Annotated in this window: 22 protein-coding genes; 12 read left to right on the top strand and 10 right to left on the bottom strand. The window is 35.9% G+C overall.

The window, feature by feature from the left end; translation table 11 throughout:
* Nucleotides 1-16 precede the first annotated feature (16 nt).
* Nucleotides 17-730 (bottom strand): hypothetical protein, encoded by a 714-nt coding sequence (locus tag RM549_RS17515; RefSeq protein WP_225572008.1) that lies wholly within the window; start codon nt 728-730, stop codon nt 17-19.
* A gap of 765 nt (nt 731-1,495) precedes the next feature.
* Between RM549_RS17515 and ltrA the strand changes: the two genes are divergently transcribed.
* Nucleotides 1,496-2,758: a group II intron reverse transcriptase/maturase gene (gene ltrA, locus RM549_RS17510; RefSeq protein WP_311687190.1), complete on the top strand. Its 1,263-nt coding sequence runs from the start codon at nt 1,496-1,498 to the stop codon at nt 2,756-2,758.
* A gap of 63 nt (nt 2,759-2,821) precedes the next feature.
* On the opposite strand, the gene RM549_RS17505 is transcribed toward ltrA, so the two are convergent.
* A complete protein-coding gene (locus RM549_RS17505; RefSeq protein WP_311687188.1) occupies nt 2,822-3,868 on the bottom strand; it encodes a serine aminopeptidase domain-containing protein in 1,047 nt (348 codons plus the stop codon).
* Between the two features lie 345 nt (nt 3,869-4,213).
* Between RM549_RS17505 and RM549_RS17500 the strand changes: the two genes are divergently transcribed.
* The 9 genes from RM549_RS17500 to RM549_RS17460 all read left to right on the top strand — a co-directional run bounded on the left by RM549_RS17500 (nt 4,214) and on the right by RM549_RS17460 (nt 11,449).
* A complete protein-coding gene (locus RM549_RS17500) occupies nt 4,214-4,501 on the top strand; it encodes a hypothetical protein (protein ID WP_075327789.1) in 288 nt (95 codons plus the stop codon).
* Nucleotides 4,501-4,785 carry a hypothetical protein gene (locus RM549_RS17495; RefSeq protein WP_311687185.1) on the top strand — a complete coding sequence of 95 codons (285 nt, stop codon included), beginning with the start codon at nt 4,501-4,503 and terminating at the stop codon, nt 4,783-4,785. Before RM549_RS17500 ends, RM549_RS17495 begins: the two co-directional genes overlap by 1 nt.
* Nucleotides 4,772-7,174: a TraG family conjugative transposon ATPase gene (locus RM549_RS17490; protein WP_311687183.1), complete on the top strand. Its 2,403-nt coding sequence runs from the start codon at nt 4,772-4,774 to the stop codon at nt 7,172-7,174. Before RM549_RS17495 ends, RM549_RS17490 begins: the two co-directional genes overlap by 14 nt.
* 28 nt (nt 7,175-7,202) lie before the next feature.
* Nucleotides 7,203-7,760, top strand: coding sequence for a conjugal transfer protein (locus tag RM549_RS17485; RefSeq protein ID WP_489752694.1), 558 nt, complete (start codon nt 7,203-7,205; stop codon nt 7,758-7,760).
* Between the two features lie 2 nt (nt 7,761-7,762).
* Entirely contained in the window at nt 7,763-8,605 is an 843-nt protein-coding gene (locus tag RM549_RS17480; protein WP_311687179.1) for a hypothetical protein, read from the top strand.
* 65 nt (nt 8,606-8,670) lie between these two features.
* Complete coding sequence (locus RM549_RS17475) at nt 8,671-9,285, top strand: conjugal transfer protein TraK (RefSeq protein ID WP_311687177.1); 615 nt, start codon at nt 8,671-8,673, stop codon at nt 9,283-9,285.
* Nucleotides 9,275-10,204: a conjugative transposon protein TraM gene (traM, locus tag RM549_RS17470; RefSeq protein ID WP_311687175.1), complete on the top strand. Its 930-nt coding sequence runs from the start codon at nt 9,275-9,277 to the stop codon at nt 10,202-10,204. Before RM549_RS17475 ends, traM begins: the two co-directional genes overlap by 11 nt.
* 14 nt (nt 10,205-10,218) lie before the next feature.
* Nucleotides 10,219-11,079, top strand: a complete 861-nt coding sequence (locus tag RM549_RS17465; RefSeq protein WP_311687173.1) for a DUF4138 domain-containing protein — start codon at nt 10,219-10,221, stop codon at nt 11,077-11,079.
* Nucleotides 11,080-11,086: 7 nt separating this feature from the next.
* A complete protein-coding gene (locus RM549_RS17460) occupies nt 11,087-11,449 on the top strand; it encodes a nuclear transport factor 2 family protein (RefSeq protein WP_311687171.1) in 363 nt (120 codons plus the stop codon).
* Nucleotides 11,450-12,148: 699 nt separating this feature from the next.
* Here the strand turns inward: RM549_RS17460 and RM549_RS17455 are convergent.
* From RM549_RS17455 to RM549_RS17440, 4 genes are all read right to left on the bottom strand, one after another.
* Nucleotides 12,149-14,005: a DUF262 domain-containing protein gene (locus tag RM549_RS17455; protein ID WP_311687169.1), complete on the bottom strand. Its 1,857-nt coding sequence runs from the start codon at nt 14,003-14,005 to the stop codon at nt 12,149-12,151.
* A 241-nt stretch (nt 14,006-14,246) separates the two neighbouring features.
* Nucleotides 14,247-15,140 carry a DUF726 domain-containing protein gene (locus RM549_RS17450; RefSeq protein WP_311687167.1) on the bottom strand — a complete coding sequence of 298 codons (894 nt, stop codon included), beginning with the start codon at nt 15,138-15,140 and terminating at the stop codon, nt 14,247-14,249.
* Nucleotides 15,141-15,236: 96 nt separating this feature from the next.
* On the bottom strand, nt 15,237-15,602 hold the full coding sequence (locus RM549_RS17445) for a hypothetical protein (protein WP_311687165.1): 366 nt from the start codon (nt 15,600-15,602) through the stop codon (nt 15,237-15,239).
* 70 nt (nt 15,603-15,672) lie between these two features.
* Nucleotides 15,673-16,395, bottom strand: a complete 723-nt coding sequence (locus tag RM549_RS17440) for a hypothetical protein (RefSeq protein ID WP_311687163.1) — start codon at nt 16,393-16,395, stop codon at nt 15,673-15,675.
* A 389-nt stretch (nt 16,396-16,784) separates the two neighbouring features.
* On the opposite strand from RM549_RS17440, the gene RM549_RS17435 reads away from it, so the two are divergent.
* A complete protein-coding gene (locus RM549_RS17435; RefSeq protein ID WP_311687161.1) occupies nt 16,785-18,254 on the top strand; it encodes a S1 family peptidase in 1,470 nt (489 codons plus the stop codon).
* 29 nt (nt 18,255-18,283) lie between these two features.
* Nucleotides 18,284-19,348 (top strand): type I restriction enzyme HsdR N-terminal domain-containing protein, encoded by a 1,065-nt coding sequence (locus RM549_RS17430; protein ID WP_311687159.1) that lies wholly within the window; start codon nt 18,284-18,286, stop codon nt 19,346-19,348.
* A gap of 25 nt (nt 19,349-19,373) precedes the next feature.
* On the opposite strand, the gene RM549_RS17425 is transcribed toward RM549_RS17430, so the two are convergent.
* The 4 genes from RM549_RS17425 to RM549_RS17410 form a co-directional block, all read right to left on the bottom strand.
* Nucleotides 19,374-19,943, bottom strand: coding sequence for a hypothetical protein (locus tag RM549_RS17425; protein WP_311687158.1), 570 nt, complete (start codon nt 19,941-19,943; stop codon nt 19,374-19,376).
* A gap of 139 nt (nt 19,944-20,082) precedes the next feature.
* The gene (locus tag RM549_RS17420) at nt 20,083-20,817 is read right to left on the bottom strand and encodes a hypothetical protein (protein ID WP_311687157.1); all 735 of its coding nucleotides are present in this window, start codon (nt 20,815-20,817) and stop codon (nt 20,083-20,085) included.
* Nucleotides 20,818-20,878: 61 nt separating this feature from the next.
* Nucleotides 20,879-21,262, bottom strand: a complete 384-nt coding sequence (locus RM549_RS17415; RefSeq protein WP_311687155.1) for a GIY-YIG nuclease family protein — start codon at nt 21,260-21,262, stop codon at nt 20,879-20,881.
* Between the two features lie 292 nt (nt 21,263-21,554).
* The gene (locus RM549_RS17410) at nt 21,555-21,998 is read right to left on the bottom strand and encodes a hypothetical protein (RefSeq protein WP_311687153.1); all 444 of its coding nucleotides are present in this window, start codon (nt 21,996-21,998) and stop codon (nt 21,555-21,557) included.
* Nucleotides 21,999-22,001: the final 3 nt, after the last annotated feature.

Here is a 22,001-nt window from a genome sequence, read left to right as displayed (position 1 = left end):
ATTATTGGCAGTAGTTTTAATTGTTAAAATCTATTGTATAGTTAGAGGTTGTTCCCGCATCGAAATATATTGTTTCAATTTCAGTCGTTGATACACCATTTATCGTTCGATAAATCTTTAAATCTATTGGTTGATTACCAGCAATTTCAATTAAATGATTTTGATCTGATTCACTATTCCAACCAATAACTTCTCCACCAATTGATTGAGAAAATTCAGAAGGACCAGGATATGAGAATTCAGTCATAAAACTATCATTTGACTGGATTTGATTAAGGTTTAAAAGGGATAAGTTCATAAAGGCCTTTTTAGGTACATTATGATTTTTAGTCAAAGTTGTATCACGAGTAATTTGAAATAAAGAAATCCCATTTAAATCTGTTCTCAAGTATTTGTCATTATCAAGTGGTTCGTAAAACAATCTAAATACTCCTTTTTCAAGTTCATCATCATTTATAAAGAACTTTAAATAAAAATTTCCATCAGAGTCAGTATTTGTTGTTGCCTTTGTTCTAATAGTACCTGAACCTAAGTAAGGAATATTGTCCCATTGCACAGTCAACTTTAGATTAGAAATAGGAGTAGTCCCGTTATCTGTCATTATTTTTCCGACAATTTCTGTACAATCGATTACACAATTTTGACTATCTAAGTCATCTTCTTCTTTGGAGCAGCTAATAGAAAGAAAAAGTCCAATAAGGATGGCTGAAATCAATTTTCCTGTCTTCATATTTCTAATTTATTTTATACTAAATATATTGAGAAGTCCCGAAGTTTTTATCAAATTCTAAAAAATTTTTATTTCTCTTTTAATTTTTTTTTCTTATTGATTAAAGCAGGAAAAATTAAGTAAGTTCTCCGTATTATAAATTACTGCCAACGGTCTCGGTTATCGCCAGTTGGCGGAGTAAGAGACGCGGATTTGTCGGCTTAGTATTGGTTTGTTGGTCAAGTTAATTATTTTCTTTCTAGCGCTGCCGCTTATTGGCGATTAACCGTTGTGTGTGCCCAGCATGGGCATCTTTTCTTTTATCGAAAGGTAAAAGATTAATCTAAAGGGTGCAAGTCCCTTATGGGCAGGGGTGACGCCTTGAACCATTAGTAAGCCGCAAAGTTGCCAACTGTGAAGTTGGGATTGAAGGAAGCGGGACTACAAACCCTGGTACTGACGAACAGGAACCGGATATGAGGCTACAAGGTTGGATGAGCAAGCACATCATTGTGATGTCCTAAACACTTTTAGTGAACACCGAAGTAGTAGATCCGGCAGGAATCAGGGGAAAGAAGATGCTCTTACCTGGGGAGGTCTCTATAACCACGTGTTGGTATAGTAGAGAAGTCAGCCGAAGTCATAGTAGCCAGCCAACTGATAAACTGGTGAAGGACTGAACGATAATGGTCTTTAATGAACTTTGGAGTTTATTTTATGTTACGGATAGCTTTCCAGTAAAATAATAGCCTTCGATCAAGAGAGACAGCGAATCTATTTTTGTAAATGATTGAACAATTAACAAGTAAAAAGAACCTAAACCAAGCCTACCGTCAGGTGTACCGCAACAAAGGAGCAGCAGGAGTGGATAATATCTCGGTAACAAGGCTACAATCTATACTGCAAACTCAAGGGAAAAGATACATCCAACATATAGAAAGAGAGTCTTATCAGGTGTCTCCCATACTGGGAGTTGAAATACCTAAAAGCAATGGGAAGAAACGATTACTCGGTATTCCTACAGTTGTAGACAGGGTATTTCAGCAAGCATTACATCAGGTTTTGCAACCAGTATTTGAGCCAGACTTTCAAAAGCACAGTTATGGGTTCAGACCAAACCGCAATGCCCATCAGGCAGTTGCACGAAGCCTGGAAAATATCAATTCGGGTTATGGGTATATCGTGGATATTGATTTAAAGAGTTTCTTTGATGAAGTGGCCCACGATGTTCTATTAGAATTGATATTCAAAAAGATAAAGTGCAGAGCAACCTTAAAGCTATTGCGATCATTTTTAAGAGCGCCGATTCAAATCAACGGCAAATTGCATAAACGTAGAAAGGGAGTTCCACAAGGTTCTCCCTTAAGCCCTTTACTTTCCAATATCCTGCTCAACGAGCTGGATAAAGAACTGGAAAAACGAGGACACCGCTATGTAAGATATGCTGATGATTTTAGTATTTACGTTCGAAGTAAACCCGCTGCGAAACGCGTAGGCAATAGTATTTATAAATTTCTCCGGGACAAACTCCGGCTTCCAATCAATAGGGATAAAAGTGGCATACGTAAGCCTTTAACCTTTCAGGTATTAGGATTTGGTTTTGTACCAACCTACAAGAAAGGAGAAAAGGCCAAGTATCAGCTTGTGGCAGAAGCCTCAAAATGGGATACATTTAAGTCAAAACTTAAATATATTACCAAAAAGACAATTCCTGCAAGCTTTGAGGAACGTATCCATAGAGTCAACTTATTGATAAGGGGTTGGATAAATTACTTCAAACCGGCCTCCATTCAGGGAAAGCTTAAAAAGCTGGAAGAGTGGCTAAGGAATCGTTTACGGTATTGCATTTGGCATCATTGGAAGAAACCCGAGAGAAAACGGAAAAACCTGATTCGCTTGGGGATTGACTACGACCACGCCTATGCCTGGAGCCGTACCAGAATGGGTGGTTGGGCTGTAGCCCAGAGTCCTATTTTGCGTACCACCATTACCATAAAACGCTTAAAAATGAAAGGTTATGTTAGTTTAATCGAATACTATAATCGATAAGTTTCATTATCGAACCGCCGTATACGAGACCCGTACGTACGGTGGTGTGAGAGGCGTACTCCGTCAATTAACGGCGGAGCCGTCTACTCGATTGCCCACAGTTATGTTTTTGATCCATTGTATGATATCCTCCAACGGTTCTTTGTCTATTTTATATAGTGATGTTCCTACCGGAGCATTTCTCTCAGTTAGATAATGATTCAGGCCTTCATATTGGATAACTTTAATATGACTATTTTCAAGAGAGCTCACAAAATCAGATTCTAAATCTGAATTTAAAATATTGTCATTTTCACCAACTAAATATAGTACGGGAACCTCTATAGTTTCTAAAGTCGTTGTATAGTCTTTTCTTATTACTTCCATGAAAATTGGATCATTCAAAAAGCCTTTTACAAATTGAATATATCTGCTATCAAAACCCTCATTCTTAATTAATTCTTTTGCTTTCTTTTTTATAATTTTTGGGTCATGGTTATTGGCAAATACTTCAAATATTTCTTTGAATAAATTCAAAGTTTCTTCTTTAGATTTTCCCTTATCTAAAATATCCGGGTTTTTATCAATATCTCTCTCTATTCCCTTTATTACATAACCTCCATTTTTAATTACTGGAGTGCCAACAAGTATTAGAAAGTTTGGTTTGACATCATTTTCTACAAGCTCAATACTGGCCATTCCTCCACGGCTATGACCGAAAATACCAATGGTTTGATTTGGAAATTTATCGGAGAGTTTTTTCATCAAATAGCCTAGATCTTGAGATAGTTTATTTGATGAGTCTGTATAATTTCCTTTTGATTTGCCAATACCACGTTCATCAAAACGATAGACAGCAATATTATTTTCTAGAAATTTTTCAGCTATTATGAAGTGTGAATGTCGAGTATCTTTTGTGCTTCCTGGAACAATTATTATAATCTCATTAAAGTTTTGTTTCGGAGTAATTAATGTTCCTGATAATTCTATTTCTGCTTTTTCATTCTCAAAAACTATCTCATGAAAATTGAAATTCGCCTTATTTTCTATCTCTCTTTCATATTTAAAAATACTCTGAGAATTAATAATCTGAAAACTTAGAAATAATATTGCAACAAAAATCTTCTTCATAATTGTGGGCAACTCGTTATATCAAGTACAATATACATTATTATAATTATGATTTTCGGGATAAACGCAGTTTTACTGTAAATCTAATATAATTTCCGATCTATATATTTTTTGAGTTTGTAAATATCTAGCCTCCTTCTTCCGGCATATTAAAACGTTCCCATTTAAACTAAATTCAAAAAATCTCGCCCTTTTATAAGAATCTTATCGCGTTCTCTATCAACTCGCGTTAAAGTTTGAGCGGTTTGTTTCAGGCTTTCCCTTTCATAATAAATTTCTCAAAAATTAATCATCAAGTGGTCATCATCAATCAAATCTGCTTTGGCAGATCAAAAAACGAACATTATGAAAAAAACAATTTATTCATCAGTCCTTTTGACACTGGTTTCTTATCCGCTCTTTGCACAAATTGGCGGCATTGAAAATTCAGTTGCAGACATAGCCGATACTATTCGGGCTATTTTCCCCATCATTCTCGGGGTTATTTTTCTCGTGGGATTCCTCTTTAATGCAGGTCACTTCTTTGGTGAGAATGCAGATCTCAAAAAAGGAATTACCCGGGTGCTGGTCTTTACGCTTATTGCAGGAGCGGTTGTAGGAATATTTACCTACCTGATTGGAATAGTAGTGTAATGAAAAGTTTCGAAGTATATAGAAACATTAGGAAAAGAGCGATGATCTGGGGATTGCCTGTCTCGCTCTTTGCCCTTATGATAATAGCCGTGGTAGGATCACTGCTGGTAATCATATTTTCCTTCAGTCTCGGAGCGGTAATTTGCGTGTTTATATTCAACTGTACACTCTATATCGGCTTAACCAGGCTAACCAGTAATCCACAGGTTTTCCAGGTTTCAAGAGTCTTTCCTGAAACTATTTCTTCTAAACGATTAAGCAACTTTCATTATGAGCAAGATTAATCTTTCTTCTACACCACCCATCGCCGATATACGTAGAAATATGGTTTTTGCTGCCAATGGGAATGTAGTATTGGCGTTTGAGACGGTACTTCCAGAGATCTATAGTTTATCAGAAAATGATTATGAAGAAATTCATAGTGCCTGGTTTCAATCCTTAAAATCGCTACCCACGGGAACAGTGGTTCATAAACAGGATGTTTATTTAAAAAGGAACTATTCGGCAGAGAAATTACCAAACCATACATTTTTGGAAAAAGCTACTCATTCTTATTTCAAAAACAGGGAACATTTAGAACATCGTAGTTATCTCTTCTTTATTCATACAAAGAACAAATCTTTCAACCATCTCAAATATGTAAATCCCTTTAAAAAAGTTAGCAGGAATATGCCGGTAGACCTGGATGATAACTTAAAGAGATTTGAGAATTCAGTAAATGATGCGGTTTCTTTCTTAAACAATAGCCGAAAGCTGGAACTTATTCCTCTTGCTGAGAACGAAATTAATAGTCTCTCCACTAAATATTTTAATGGTTTGCAGGAAGGATTTGATACCAATATTTTACTGGATAAAAATAACATCAGTATAGGTGACAATCATTTTGACGTGCTGGCGGTAAACAGTGAGTTGTGCTTTGGAGAAAGTGTTCAAAGTAGCAAAACCAACGATAAGTTTACCTCAGACGATTTTGTGTTTCATCAGGGTTTTATTGACGGACTGGGACTTAATTTAAAGGAAAACCATATTGTAAACCAGGTCATCTACCTCGATGATCGCCAAAAATGGAGAAAACTACTTGATGCAAAAGTAGAAGAACTCAATAAGAGCTCAAATTTTGGTTCACAGAACAAAGTGGTATTGAAGAAAATCCAGCATATTCTGGACCAGATAAATAACGATGACACCTCCAGAATTATCCGTGGGCATTTAAATGTGATTTATTGGGATAAAGACCGAACTAATCTTTCTTCGATTAATGCCAGGATAAAAACTGAATTTAAACTCCTGGACATAGTTCCTTATTATCCAAAAGGGGAGGAGCGCAAGAATTATTTTCTGAATAGCTACTTCTGTTTTTCTTCAAATTTCTCTAATGAGGATCTTTATGTAACCGATCTAAAGCACGCTCTATGCCTGTTTATTAATAACAGCAATTATAAATCGGATACTAAAGGAATAATTTTTAATGACAGGGAATATAACATCCCGGTTTTAAAAGATGTTTGGGATGAAAGCAAGAAAAGAATAAAGGCCAGGAATTTTGCCATCTTCGCCCCTACAGGAGAAGGTAAATCTTTTCTGGCCAACAATATCCTACGTCAATACTTTGAAAGTGGTGTTCGCCTGGTAATCATTGATCTTGGGGGATCTTATACCAAGTTTGCAAAGCTTTATCCTAATGATTATACTATCCTGCGCTATGAGAGCGGGAAGAGCCTCGGAATTAATCCTTTCTATATAAGCAGTCCTGATGATCTCACGGCTGATAGGCTTGAGGACCTTTCAGAGTTTCTGTTCGAGTTATTTGCTTCGGATTTCAAGGTTACTAAAGCCCAATCTGTTTCCATCAAAAAAATTCTTCTTGATTACTATGAGAATTTTAATGGGAAGTACTCACTCCAAAGCTTCTATCAATATATCGAGCGGCATAGGGTAGATCTCTTGGATGATCTTAAGATCCACCCTGATTACTTCAACATCAATAATTTCCTTCACATTATGTCTGAATATGTGGAAGATGGAATCTACAGTTTTCTATTTGAAGTTGGAGAAGACCAGACTTATAAGATTGAAGATAAGCGCTTAATAGTATTTGAATTAGATGAAGTAAAGGATAATAAGGAGATTCTTTCGGTTATGCTGAAGCTTATCAAATCTGCCATCCAAAGAACCATCTGGAAAAACAGGGCAGAGAAGGGAATTATCTTATTTGATGAGTTTGCCAAGCAGCTAAAGTTTGAAAATGTACTGGAGAGTGTGGAGTTTTATTACCAGGCCATCCGGAAACAGAATGGTGCTATTGGAATAGTTCTTCAGTCTATAAACCAACTTCCAAATAACTCAACTTCTGCAAGCATTCTGGAAAACACACAGGTGATCTACAGCCTGCGAAATGAAAAAGGCTATGAGGAGCTTCAAAAGAGATTAAACCTCTCCCGTCACGATTTAAACCAGCTAAAATCAATTAAAAACAACTTCATAGGGGAAAGAAAGTACACCGAGATCTTTATCAAGATCGGGAAAGAGAGTAATGTTTTTCGGCTGGAAGTCCCCAAAGAAGTGTACGCGGCATATCTCACAGACGGAGCAGAGAACGATCTTATTATGCAGCTCTATGAAAAGCATGGAAATATGGAAAATGCAATTCAGGAATTCACCTCTAAAACATAAAATTATGAAACAGCAGATTACAACACTAATGCTGATGGGCTTTTTAGTTTTAACAGTACACACTCCAGCTATGAGCCAGGGGATGCCGGTGTATGACAACACTAATTTTATAAGCCTCGCCAAATCCTTAATTGAATCTGCAAAGCAAACTACGCAGCTACTAAAAACCGTAGAATTTCTCAAAACCCAAAAAGAGAATATCGAAAAGGTAAATAATGTGGTAAGGCAGCTTAAGGCGGTAAGGGAACTGACTCGGAATAATCAGATCCTTTTTGAAACGGTGCGGGATGACCTTCGAGATATCCTTAATTCCCCCTATGTAAAGCCTGAAGAAATTGCTCGAATCTCTGATTCTTTTAATGCCATAATGGAAAACTCCCTGGAAGATCTTGACTTTATCGATAAGATTTTGACCAGTGACTATTTTAAAATGAGTGATGCAGAGAGGGCACAAGTACTTAGAGAAAGAGAGCTACAATCTAAAGAAATGGTTGCAGAGATCAGGCTAAAAACGAAACGTTATAACGACATCATTTCTTTCAGGGAGATGCAGGATAAGATCAATAACAGAACTATAAATTACTAAAAATGACAGGGGGCATATTTTTAGGAATTGGTTTGGAATATGTAGACGCAGTTTTCCAAACAATTAAAAGTAGTGACTTTTCCCAATATACAATCGCGGGAATGAAGTCACTGGCTGTGATGTTCTTTCTGGTAAATATTCTGAAAAAATACAATGAAGGGATAGCTGATAATGATGGATATACCTGGGGCTTGAGCCCCGGAGAACTGGCAAAGAATTTTGCTATTGTACTTCTCGTTATTTTCTCCACCCAAATTTTAAATGTTTTCGATGGAATCCTGGTAAGTATTGAAACTGAATATGCTGATACCGCACCTGCACTTATTCCGCTTCAACTTCAGGATATAGATATTGAACAGGAAGTTGGTGCGCTTGAAGTTGCTAAAAAAGCAATGGCTTTACTTTATGAAGCTTTGGTAACACCGCTTTACCCGGTAAAAGTAATTTCCTTTGTGGTAGGCCTGTTCTTGTGGGTAATAGATTTGTTTATCTACCCACTATTTCTGGCAGAGCGTTTTTTCCTTTTAGGTATTATGCAGGCCTTCTTTCCCCTGGTAATTAGCCTTGCAGTATTTGAAAAGTTCAGGGGAATGGCCTATAACTTTTTTAGGTTATATGCTGCAGTTTATATGTTGGTGCCGGCTTTCTTTCTGGTGAATGTATTCGTCAATAATTTATACGCTGAGATCAATACCAATTTCTGGTCGAATCTGCTGGGTTCATCTACAGACAATAATATTATTCGAATTATAGTCGAGGCAGGATCTATCGCATTTATCGTATTTCTAAAGTTTAAGCTCTACACCCGCGCTACCTCTTTCACAATAAGACTTTTTACTGGATAGAGAAGAGGTAATCATCGGTTACTCCAAGAGTAATTTTTATTTGTATCACACCAAAAATTAAAAAAATGAAAACACCTTATAGAAGTATTTACTCGGTTTTAAAAATAAACCGATTTATAGTCCTCACTGCTGTAATTGGGGCAGTAATTTCCAGCCTATATTTTGGATGGATGGTTTTTGATATACATCGCTCCGCTTTGAATAATGCTTTTGCGATAAATACAGATGGAAGTGTAATTCCGCTAAAATGGGTTACTCAAAAAGAAAACCTGGAGGTGGAAGCTCTTTCCCATCTGGATCTCTTTCATACCTATTTCTACAATATCGATGCTACTAATTATGAGCGTAACCTTGAAAAAGCACTCTGGCTAGGAAACAGTTCTGTAGATAATGTTTATCGGCAAAAGAAGGCCGATGGAGTTTATAACAGGTTGCTACAGTATTCTCTCGTGCAGAAAGTTATAAGTATTAAGTCAGAAGTAAATATTGAAATGGAACCATACACTTTTAAGACTAGGACGGTCTTTGAAATTAACCGTGGAAAAATAGTAGACCGGTATGAACTTATTTCATCTGGGAACTTAATAAACGTAGACCGAAACTTTCCAAACAATACCCACGGCTTGTTGATTACCAATTATTTTGAAAACACCTTAAAAAAAATGAACGATGAAAATTGATAAGAAAAAAATTGTCTTTGGCGCTGTGCTGGCCACAATTGTATTATTTATAGTAGCCTACAGCGTGCTGATCTTTGGGGGTAACAGTGAAGAACCCTCTGAGCTAAAAAACACACTGGTACCCGAACTCCAGCAAGAGCAGGAAGATTTTAAATCTAAGCTTGATGCGGTAAATGCTTTAAAGGAAGTAAGGGAAACTACAACCCCGAGCATTTATGACGAAAAATACCTGGATTCTATGGGGTATTATGATACTGATTTTCCGCAACGGGAAAAGGGAAGAATCTTAGATAGCATTTATGAATACAACACTAACTATGAAGATTATGGCTTTGAAAATGAATATAATCAGGAAGAATGGGAAACAGAATTTGAAGCGCATACTCAGGCGATACCAGATGCGTCGCAAGCTTCTCCAAAACCACAGGAAATGGGGTTAGCGCATCAATTATTTTATGCAACTGCCCCAGAAATTGAAATTATTAAACCAATTGCTAATAATTCTGCTGCTGATATTTTGGTAGAAGTAGATGGAGACCAGGTTGTTCAGGCCGGTTACCGGTTAAAGATGAGATTGAAAGAGAGCGCTATGGTCAATAATATCCAGTTTCCTCCAAATACACCTGTTTATGGATTCATCAGTTTTCAACCGAACAGGGCTTTGATCGAAATTGAACACATAGCGCATTATCCCGTAAAGTTAAAAGCGTATGATCTTCAGGATGGTAGTGAAGGGATCTATGTTGAGAATAATATTCGTGCCGATGCCAGTAAGGAAGTGATAGGTGATATTATCCAGGATATAAATGTTGCAGGAGTGCCACAGGTGGGAGGGCTTAAGCAATTATTTCAGCGAAACAATAAGAATATTAAGGTGCAGGTCACCAATAATTATAAACTCATTTTAAAAAGAAACTAAAAGCAAAAGAAATTATGAAAAAGCAGATTTGGATTTTCGTATTTGTAATGGCCGCTTTTGTAAAAGGAATGGCCCAGGAAAACACCATAGATTTAGATACCATCTATGCCAACGATAGAATGAATGTAGCCCTGATTTTCCCGGAACCAATTCGGCAGGGGATAACAGGTTCAAAGGATTTTGTATTCACCTACAACAGAGAAAAAGAACAACACCTGGGATTGCTGCAGGCTGTTCCTGGAGAGGTAAGTAATTTGCTGGTTATCAGTATAACGGGTTCAATTTTTTCGTATATTGTGAAGTACTCCGAAGAGCTGGAAACGCTAAATTATTTTATAGCAGAAACCGGTAAAATCGGGAATGAGATTCCAGAGCTTTCTGAAAAACTCATAGAAGACCAGGCATTGTTTTCAGACTCTAAAGCTGAAAAAGAAGTAGCAGATAAAGAAACCTATTATCAGAATTTTAGTTCACATTTATTAAGAAGTAAACAAAGAATTGGCAAGCTAAGAAAGCGCAAAGATGGATTGGAGTTAAAAGTTCAAAATATAGTGTTCCATAATTCGGAATTGTATTTTGTACTGGAAATTAATAATAATTCTTCCATAGATTATGAACCTGCTTTTTTGAATGTTTCTGTGGAAACAAGAAAACAGGGAAGGAAGAAGTCAATCCAGAAATTGCCTGTTTCTACAGTATATAAACATCTGGTACCGGAGATAATTCCTCAGAAAAAGACCAGTCGATTTGTTTATGTGGTACCTAAATTTTCCATTGCGGAAGATAAGATTGTGGTAGTAGACCTAAAAGAGCAGCAAGGAGAACGTGATATAAAACTTAAAATAAAAAAGCGATTTATAAATAACCCTAATTGAGATAACTATGAAAAGAATCTTGTTAATGGCAGTTTTAGTCATCTTTATTGCCTGTTCCGGAGCGGAGAAATCCCCTACCGAAACCGCTAAAATAGTGGTGGAAAGTTTTTATGAAAAGGATCTTCCAACCTTGAAAGAATATACCACAGAAGAAAGCTATCAGGCATTTATGAATATCCAGGATATGTTCCAAGCGGCTGAGGACGAAAATTCTAATTTCAATATACTTCAGGAAACCGAAAACGGAGATATAGCCTGGGTAAAGTTTAAAACAAATTACGAGGAAAATCCTGAAACCTTTAAATTAATTAAGGAAAATGGAAGCTGGAAGGTAACAGAAATTGGAATGGGGGAGAAGGCGCCTTTTTGAAATAAATAAAGATTTCTAATATATATTCTTTTGTGAATCAATGCTAAGATTTGTTAAAAGAAAATCTTGTTTTGAATCATTATTGTGATCGAAGAATATAAATGATTGATGTTTAGGTTTGTTCAGGGAATACTATTGTGTAAGGTGTAAGACCACCTGTCAGAAATATTTTTCAAAATAAAAAAAAATAAAAAAAGAAAGCTGTTCTCCCAAACTGCATAGCCAGCTTGTAAGATTTCTGGCGGAAATACTATCCTCCTGTTTTGGATATGAAGATTGGCAAACGCAAGTTTGCTGATCGAGATTTCAGCTGAGACCCAAATGACCAGAGCTTGACCTGCACCCGCGGAATATTTTATTTACCTGTTTTGCAGTTTTTTTGTTGCCGAACTAATTTAATGGGGCGTGGTTCTTTCGCCCCTAGTCTGGAAGCTCCTTTTTACTCTAATTCTTAGGGAGTTTAATCTATGAAATGGCCACGGCTGTTTTAGAAAGCAGAAGCGCCCGGTAAGCGACACCTTTGCAAAGCGAAAACAAAGTAAGAAGAACGGTTCTTGTGCAAAGCTTTGGCAACCGTGCACCGAATTACCTGCTGTTGTTTAGCAGGTAATTGTTTTGAAACCCAATGGTTCTATACTCCAAGTGTATGGCTTCATCAGTATTTTGACGAAGCCACCTACTGGATTAAACAAAGATTTATTACTGTTTATAATATTCCGTTGACCAAATATTTTCACATATTCTTTGAACTAAGGAGTTTCTCTCCACGATATCTTTCTTTTTAAAATCTTCATGTGGTTGGAAGCCCAACTGTTGTGCTACTGGTGATTTTAAAAAATTAGGGTTCTTTTGATAATATTTGGGATGAAGAGTCTGTGCAAAGGTGTTTTCCTTTAAATAATGCTCAATTTTATCTGAATATTTATCACTATTAAAGGATTGATTTGTGCCATGAGGTAGGAGAATTAATGCTCCAATAGAATTGCGCCAAACCTGAAAGTCATTAATTTGATCAAATTCATCGAGGTGCTCTTGAAACTTATCTGCCCAAATATGTTCTATTTCAAATTGTCTGCCTTTGGGATGGTGGTAATTTACAAAGGTGGTGTCTTTTCCTACTAATTGATCTACATAGCTTGATATTCTTGAAAGGAAATGTTTTACAAACTTTCTATTCATACCATGAAGGCGAAAATGCTGAACTCCTTCCCATTGCTGTGGAATTTGGTCAATCTCCTTTTTTAGGTTGGAATTCAATTCGGGGAAACCATTATTCCTAATCAGTTTAATAATATTGAACATGGTGTATTTAATTGCAGTTTGACCAAACTTTTTGTAGTTGACACTTCGCCTTACCGTAAAAGTTTCAATGAATCTAGCTACTGCATCAAGTTTATTTTGAATTAGACTTTCTTCATCCTTTGTACTGATTGAAGATAATAACATTGGTTCTTGTAAGGACTCTGCAAAGCCCCATGATTGAATATAAATCAGATGTGGCAGGTTTGAATCAAAAGTTTGCCTTGCTTTCCATGATTTGAGATACCATTTAACGAAAAATGGGAAGTCATTTTTAAAAAAATCGTAGAAGTCATCAGGCGTATTTAATTTGAAAAGTAAATTATGATTGTCTTTAAACCAATTATGAAACCTTGAACCAATTAATTCAAAGTCTTGATTCTCTGACCCTGCTTTACCTGGTCTTATTGAAACAGCATATTTTCCTCTAAACCAAGCGTGGAAGAAGCTTTGGTCAGCATTTTTAGAAAAATCATGAAGCTTAATCATTTGGTTTTTCCAAATTTCATTTATCTCGTTGCGTTTCTTTCTGTCAGATATTTTTGAAAGAACGTATCCTTTAAGCATTTCTGTAGGGGTTAGATTTAACCCACGGTCATTCATAGTTTCAAAGATGGTATATGCATTTTCGTCTGAATACGCCGTGATCTCAACTATAACAACATTTTCAATTAACCAATCAATAAAAAATGGCAAGGCTAAATCGTCTATCTCTTCGGGGAAAGAATCATGTATATCCTGATATCTTTCAACCATATTGATTACCGTTTCATCATCATTTTCTGATGGTGTATAATTACCTTCTTCAAAAAGTGCTTTAAGACATTCCTCTCTGTTTTCGTCAGTCATGTTGAAAGACTTAACCCGATGCTTAACAGAAAATATTAATTCTGAAATTGCAACCCTTTCTTCCTCAGCAAAACTTTTTTGTTGGTGGTTTAAATATATGAGGAGCAAGGTTATTGAAGTAATTCTCTGTTGGCCATCAATAATTGATTTCTTTGCAGTTTCAGGGTTTACGCTGAAAACAACAGGACCTAAATAATAGTTTTGATAATTAGCTACTTCCTGAGGTTTATCGCCTTCTTTGTAAGACTTAAGAAAGGTATTTGTCAAATCCTCAATCAAAGTTTTAATATGCTTTTCTTCCCATCGATACTCTCTTTGGAAATAGTCAATATAAAATTTCTGGTCTTTTAGCAGCTTATTAATACTTGTATCAGTAGCTTCAATTTTATTCTTTAATTGTTGACTCATTATTCAATTTTGGATTTATGATCGGTTTTCTGCAATAATTAAATTTGGTTATTCACAATAAATATAAAAGTATTTCAGGTATAATATAAAAATTGTCTCTCTGGTGTTTTATTGGGATTCAGGCAACGGCGGGGCGAAGCAAGAGAGCCGTCTCGCCGTTGTTTATTACTTTCTTGATGGAAAATTGGCCCATACATACTGCTATAATCAATAAATGAGGAACTTATTTTCCGGTTAGGGATTATATAATCTTTCCTGTGAGTTTCTCACCGATAGTTAAATCGCCTGTAAGTTGTTTTTGATTCTTCGATTTTAACTTATGAAAATTTGGAGTGTATTCAGTGTGCCCAAAAACATCCATTGTTGAATCAATATTTTCAAAATAAGGTAGATCAATACTTTGTAAACCTATTGGATAACGATCAATCATTGCTGCCGAATAGCATATTTTTAATATAGAATCATTTCCTGAGTAATAATTATAAACTTTATCCTTTACAGTACTTTCAGTTTTATTCCATTTTGCTTTTCTGCTATTAACTGCCCCTCCTAAGAGATGTACTTCTTTAATACAGGTTTCTTCCCCTGATCTTTTAATATGTTCCAAACAATTGAATATAACTCTAGCACCTAATGAATGGCCAATTAAAATAAATTCCTTGTCGGGACAGGCTAAAAATGTGTTTGCTAATTTTTTGCCGGCCTGTTTTGAATTTCTAACAGCTGAATGCCACCAGTTATTTATTAGTATTAAAGGAATACTTAAGTAGGGAGAAAAACTTAAAGGTAAAACTCCTGCAGTCATTCCTCTTGTGAAATATGAGGTCGCTTTTATTTCAAGAATTTTATTAAAAACTTTTTGCGCTTTATCGGGAACTTTTTCGCAATTCCATTCTACATGAAACCATTCCCGATCGGGGTAAATCTTTGTTATACTGGATTCCCATTTTTTGAAATTCTCACCATCTTCGGTAAGGAATCCGCTTATTGTAATTACCGCCGGATATTTTCCTTCATGGTGTTTGGTGATTTTGAATTTATCAGTGGAACTTTTCAAAAACATTCTTTCCAGTATGAATCTGGAATCCGGATCCTGAGTGATTTTTTCAAATTCGGAAATACAATTGATCTTCATGATATATGATTTAATGCTGTCAAAAATTGATTTACAGGTTAATGTCGAATGGAGGTTGCGGAAGTAGGGATGCGAACTTGTTAGTTTAAGCCCTGATTACTCAAAACTTGGACTACAATCCAGGTTTACATGATAGGGCTGAATGTAATTCCAGAAGGCTTTACCGGCACTATCTAAATAATCCATAGAATAATTAAACTTAGTCCTGGATCCTACCTGGTAGATGTATTCGGAACATCCATAAGAGTATTGTTCTTTAAAACATACAATAGCAAAATAATGAGTATTATAATCTACCCTTACAGTATAGAAAGTGACTTTAGCAATTGCATCACTTAAGGGACTTGAATAGGTAGTTCCATAACTTTCAGATTTCACAAAGTCGATTAATTCTTCACAGGACTGAGACTGAGATTTAAAGCTTAAAAGGGCAAATAATAAAAGTAGTATTGATTTTTTCATAATTCCGGGGGTGTATAGATAATTAAAGTAAAACCCGGATGAGCCTTATTAAGTCCACCCGGTTAATAATTTACCCTTCATTAAAGAATTCGTGAATATCTATGATACTTCCCCGACTTATCTGAACAAGATCCCGGGTTTCCTTAAGAAAAATTCCAAGGGATTTTTCATTATAGATTATTTTCATTTCGGGAGAGTAATCGGTTACCAAGTACATATCTCCATCCAGTTTATAAAATGGGATATCTTCGCCCTTTCTGGTTTTCACCCCTTTATTCACAATTTTTCCATCTCTCAAAGTTTCCTCTATAAGACTCTCATTAGACTTATCGGAAGAAACTTTGGCATAAGCGATCATCATATTCATCCACTCGTCTGCATCAATCAGATGCCACTTAACCTTTGTGAAGTCAATCCCATATTCACTAATCCAGCCATGGCTGGTAAAACCGAAAAGGATTTGTTTTTTCCCATTCAAGGCAGGTTTGTCAGCAGGTTCAAACTCTTGAATTTTAAAGGTCATCACGGTAGCTGCGGATATATCTTTTAATTTTTTACCATCAAAATCCAGGGTTTTTAGAGAAAAACTTTCAAGGTTTGGTTGGTGTTCTAATATCCATTGGGTTGCAGTAAGTTCAGCCTGTTCTTTCATTTGTTCTACTGCCGCTACCCCGGCACCAATAGCAATTAAACCTCCTGCAATTGCGGCAATGGCTTCGCCTTCGTTCTGGGAGTTCATGTTTTTTGGAATAATCGATAATACGATTAGGCATACAAGCGTAATTCTTTTCATCTTTTAAAAATTTGAAAAATTAATATTGATTTAAAAAGTGAAGGTAGGGCAGCACTAATCGTTGAACAATATATAAAATTTTTAAGATAGTTTTAAGAAAAAGTTTTGGAGGTTTTTTGTCGGGGTCTTTGCGGTGAGTAAGAGCTTTGGGGGTGGGTTGAGATCCCCGCCTTCACGGGAATGACATTAATAAATTGAGTGAATTCGGGATAAACTGTGGGGATGACTGCGGTGTTTCATCTTGAATCTGAATTGAGTTCAGAAAGACTTCTTCCAGTTTGAGGATTTTAGGATCCGGATTTCCTTTTGAAGAATACCTATTCAGTTTTTAAGAAAAAATTAGTACTTTTATAGGGATACCCTACACTATTCTTTAAAAATTTTATCATATGAGAAATACACTATTGTTTTTTACAATGGTTTTTTTTCTGGTTTCCTGTGAAAAAAAACCGCCGTCTCCTGATGAATTATATGAAAAATACAGAGGGAGTGTAGTTTTAATTAAGAATGAATATTACCATAAAGCCATTCTTGATAATGATTTGGAATTTTACTTCACGGAAGGCCCAGAGGGGATTGAACTTTTTATGGACGAAGAGGAAGCCAGGGATAATTCAATGATCGCCTATGGCTCGGGATTTTTTATCGATTCCGAAGGGAAGATTGCTACAAACAGACATGTAGTCTATCCGGAAGGAGATTTTCGGGTTTTCCAACTTATTGATGATTATATCGTCAATCTTAAAAATGAGATGAAAGCTGACTATTCATCAAATACGGAGCGAATGGAAAAACTTTCCAGCTATTACAATGAATTTTTTGATTACCTGGATTATGGTGAACGCAGTGAATTAGAGGAAGAATACGAGAAATTAAAGGAAGAAAATAAAGTGATAGAAGAGGTTTTTCCAAAACTTGAATTTAATGAAAGAGCTTCTAAAATTGAACTTGTTCAGGTGGACCTCGCAATTGCCTATGACAATACCTTTGTTGAGAATGATGATGATTATATAAGTTGTGTGCCGATCAGAAAATCGGAAAGGGAAGAAATAGACCTTGCTATTATCCAATTGAAGAATAAACGAACGCCTGCAGAAATCACCAGTTTTTTTAAACTTCCGTCACCGGAGGAGCTACCGCAGGTAAAAATGAGCGAGGATATTTATATGATAGGATATAATCAGGGGGTGAATCTTGCTCAAACCAAGGAGGGGGTTAAATCGCAATTCACAACAGGTAATGTTAGCCAGGATCCGGATTCAGATAGGATTTTATATTCTATTCCAACTCTCGGAGGTTCAAGCGGTAGCCCCATTTTTAACTCCTGGGGGGATTTGATTGCGGTAAACTTTGCTAAGACAAGAGATTATCAAGGATTTAGTTTTGGAGTACCGGTAAAAAACCTGGTACAACTTTACAGGGATATACCGCTAACGGAAGCCGAAACCAGGTTAGCTTCAACTCCAGGTGAATCTGAGAGCATTCCTACCGCTTCTACTAAGGCTGAAGTAGAAGAAAAAATAGATTATTCAAGTAAAATAAGAGGTTTGCTCGATGCCGAGGAACGAAGAAATTTTGAGGAAATCAGCTCATATTTCAGTCCTAATATGAAAAGGTACTGGAATGTATCTTATCCCACCAAAGAGGAACTATACAAGCAGTATACCGATTCCTGGGATATTATTCTGAGTGCTTCCAACCGGATACTTGAAATTGAGAGATTGAATAAGTTCAATTATATTCTTCATACAGATTATAATTATACGCTTCGCGAAAGCAAGAATCAAAAATCAACTCGTAGCGAGGTGCGGTATAAGTTTAATGAGAAAGGAAAAATTGTCGAAATATATGGGATTTAATAATCTTTCACCAAATAAGACCAGAAATTATGGATAAGGACTTGTGGGAAGAATTATGTTTTATTTTAACTGAAACAATTCCTTCCAATGTTTCTGAACAGATTTACGAAAACAAGGTTATAAGAGTCTTTGAGAAATTAGGGTGGAGCCAGTATAAAAAAGAACTTTCTGTTAGGGAATCTATTCAATTTGGGGCTGCCAATCGTATGTGCCCGGATATCATAATTCGGAATGGTAATGCTGAACCGGTATGTGTTATTGAAATAAAGAAACCCACTGCAGATTTAAATTTTTCGGGCCATAGAAGTCAGCTTGCATCGTATATGAGGATGCTCCGGACTCCTGTAGGAATTCTTGTAGGGGATAAGTTTAAAATATATACAGAAATGCCAGAATCATCGGTGAATGAAATCTACCTTGTTGAAGAAGTTCCACTAAGAAAATCCTCTGAAAAAGGAGAAGACTTTGTTCGGACTTTTAAAAAATCTGAAAATATTCGGGAGTCCGTTAATTCCTATATTCAGAAGGGCTTAAATAAATTAGAAAAAGAGCAAAAGAAAAAAGCAATTGAAAACAGGATAAATGATCCCGGTTTCAAGGATGAAATTTCAGATTGGGTAAGAGAAAAACTCAGTGAATTTTATGATCCCGTGGTGGTAGCAAAGGTCTTGGAGGAGTATGAGTTTGAGATTAATTCCAAGGGAAGCTCTTTCCAGGATTTTGAAAGTTCTCATTCAACAGTGATACATACTTCCCGGAACAGTGCCGATAACCTGGATTCAAAAAGAACGAAAGACGGACTTAAAATCGGGGAATATGTACAAAAGAGTTTTAGAGAGTTATTCGCCGAAAATAAGCTAAACCCTAATGATATTCAGTCTTTGCAAAGTCCCGATTATTCCAAAAGGGTCTTTAATGCCGGGTACCCTGTTTTAAGAAATATTACCCAGGGCCGCGCTGATCACAAAGGCTATAACAGATATTACAAGGATGTTTATGGCGGGAAGTACTACCTGAGTGCACAATGGAATGTTTCGCACTGGGATGCTTTTGAGGCCTGGTTAAAGGAGATTAAGCGCAGGGGTTTGCCTTAATGATTTCGGCACGGCATTAAAATTTTTAGATATTTTCTATTATCCATTCCCAAAACGTACTTACATAGTGAAATTTATATTCAATAATTCCAAGTAAAGCAACTGCTAATGTTAGAAAATAACCGAGGGTCTGAAAAATTTTATTCCAGTTGATTTTTCTTTTAGGCTTATTTGGTTTTTCAATTTTTGGAGTTTGTTGAGGTATCTTTTCCTTCTTTAGGTTTAAAGGCTTATTTGAAGTTACTTTATACTTTCTTTTATCATATTCATAAACAAAACCCTTGTCTTCTAAATCTCTTAATACTCCAAGCTCTAAGGCTGTGGTTTCTTTAGTTAGAACAAATTCCCGATTTTTTATTTCTGTATAAACCTTTTCTTCTACCCAATTTTTAAGACCTTTTTTATTTGCATCCAGGCCATCTATTGTTAAACTTACTTTTGATTCATTATTTACACTTCTGGTCTCAATGAGCTTTAATTTTTTTAAATTTTCATAGGCCGGCTTAAATTCCCCTGTAAAAGGTAAATCCCCTCTAAAGATCATAAAGTCAGTTTCACCTCTTTTCAGAAGTCTTTTCAGAATTTTTTCCTCCATAAAATACTATTCAAAAACCTCCCAATTGTTGAGGTAATTTTTTGGGTCGTCTATTTCAATTCGGAATGGTCGCAACCCGCATACTTTTATATTGCCTTACAGGTTGGAATGCAATTTCTTTCAAAATCAGATTTTCCTTTTAATTTATTTTATCGGCAATTCTTTGAAAGTACTCATTTCTTTCCTCAGCAGTGAATCTGAAATTGCTAAGCTGCCGAGTATTTATCAAGGTGCGTTTTTTATTCTGACTGTAATAAACTTCTAAACGTTTATAAGGTTTGGAGGCTGAATCATTTACGGAATGGTGAACCTCAAATAATTCATTAATTTCCTTTTTTCTAAGATAAGATCCTGTTGCTAATATTACAGTGGAAAAAGACTTATAGAATTCGTGTGTTATTATGGAATTTCTCTCTTCAGAGTTTAAATAGCCTTTTTGTCTTTTGGAAACCGCCGTGTTTATCTCCGTGATGAAACAATGCTCGAAGAATTCCAGATTTTTTTCAAATTTTTGCCCAGTGCTTTTTTGAATAATATCCTCATAGGATTTCCAGGTACCTTTAGCTTTTCCTGTATAGGGTCTTCGGGGATTTTTAAAACCATTTTTGCCACTGAAGGAATAATCAGGATCCGTAATTTTTTCTTCAATTATATGATTCCAATGTTCTGTATTCCTAAAAGATTCCATTTCCAGGGCTTCAGGTTTTTTTATTGGATCAATTGCCATTTCCTGCCCAATTATTAAAATATCAGCATTGGGATTCCCAAAGCCCAGGTAATAAGGATTGGGTTCAGGCTTACTATTAATGGCAAATTTTTCCTGCCATTTTAAATTCGCAAAACGGTTTAAGTCAATAAATTCTTCTCTGAACATTTGTTGGTTGATTAGGTGCTTCAATTAATTTTGCGGCTGTTGTTTTAATTAGGCTAAAAAATTATGATAAGCGGGATTTTCCCTGGATATTCCATTCAGGTCTTAAACGAGAAATCAATTCTAATTCTATGGTAGTTCTAAGGTTATCCGGTTCTACTGTCACTGCTTTGAAGGTTATTTCTTTTTCGTTTTCCAATTCAATTTTGACCAGGTGCCATTTGGATACAGTTCCATTCTGAATGTTTCGTTCATTTACTGAATAGGATTTACCAAATAGATGTTGATCGAGTCGGGTTTTTATGCCTTTTGCCTGCCTCTGGCCAATATATTTTAATTCACCATCGGAATAAATGAAATAAATATTTCCTTTTGCTTTAAGCCTATCTTCATTAGTTCTATTTAGAAATGGGGATTTTTCCATTTGCTTTAGGACCTGATTAGTCATTTCATCGATTTGATGCTGGAAGTTCATTGTAAATTATCTCTGAGATTTATCTATAAAAGGTTGCATACCTGTTAGTCTTTACTTGATTTAGCCAGGTTAGTCGTGGTAGGAAAATGAATTTTCTAGATTTTCTGGTCCTAACTATAACTTTTTTGTTGGCATGGTTTTTTTACGTGAACCGATGGGTTATTAAAAACCAGTTGGAGCTAGTTGGAACTTGTTTTTCAAATTTATTGAAACTCCCTCCCTCAGTACCTGAGAGAGCGAGCTTTATTTCGGATCTGATTTTCTGTTAGTAATTTCCAAGTGGATTTACTCCCTGCCTATGAAAAACACTTCCTGTTCTTCGATATCGCATTTCTTTTCCGTCTACACACAACACATAGTTACCGTTACCCTTTTGTTCTGAAGCGCTTGTTATTAAAATATCATCGACAGAGCAGTTATTATCTACCGCTACATGATCTTTTAAATCTTCAAGTGTGGCATCCGATCTTTTTAACCAACCTTTAATTTTTTTATTTCCTTCTGCTTCTTCAAAATCTGCAGGTAGGTTGCAGTCAGGAAAATCAGAATCTGCTGTGGAATTTGCTTTTGGTTCCTGATCTATAAATTCCCATGTTTTATTTTCATTAAGGATAACTCGTCTTCCATCTTCAGTTTTGGCAATTAAGGTTTGGCCAAAGGAAAATGAGGTAAAGAGAAATGCAATTGCGATTAATGTAATTTTTTTCATGAT

It is taken from the genome of Autumnicola patrickiae, from assembly GCF_031846525.1.
In the GTDB taxonomy this organism is placed as follows: Bacteria; Bacteroidota; Bacteroidia; order Flavobacteriales; family Flavobacteriaceae; genus Autumnicola; species Autumnicola patrickiae.
Note: the sequence above shows the minus strand (reverse complement) of the source record. Positions and strands in the feature narration are given on the sequence as shown.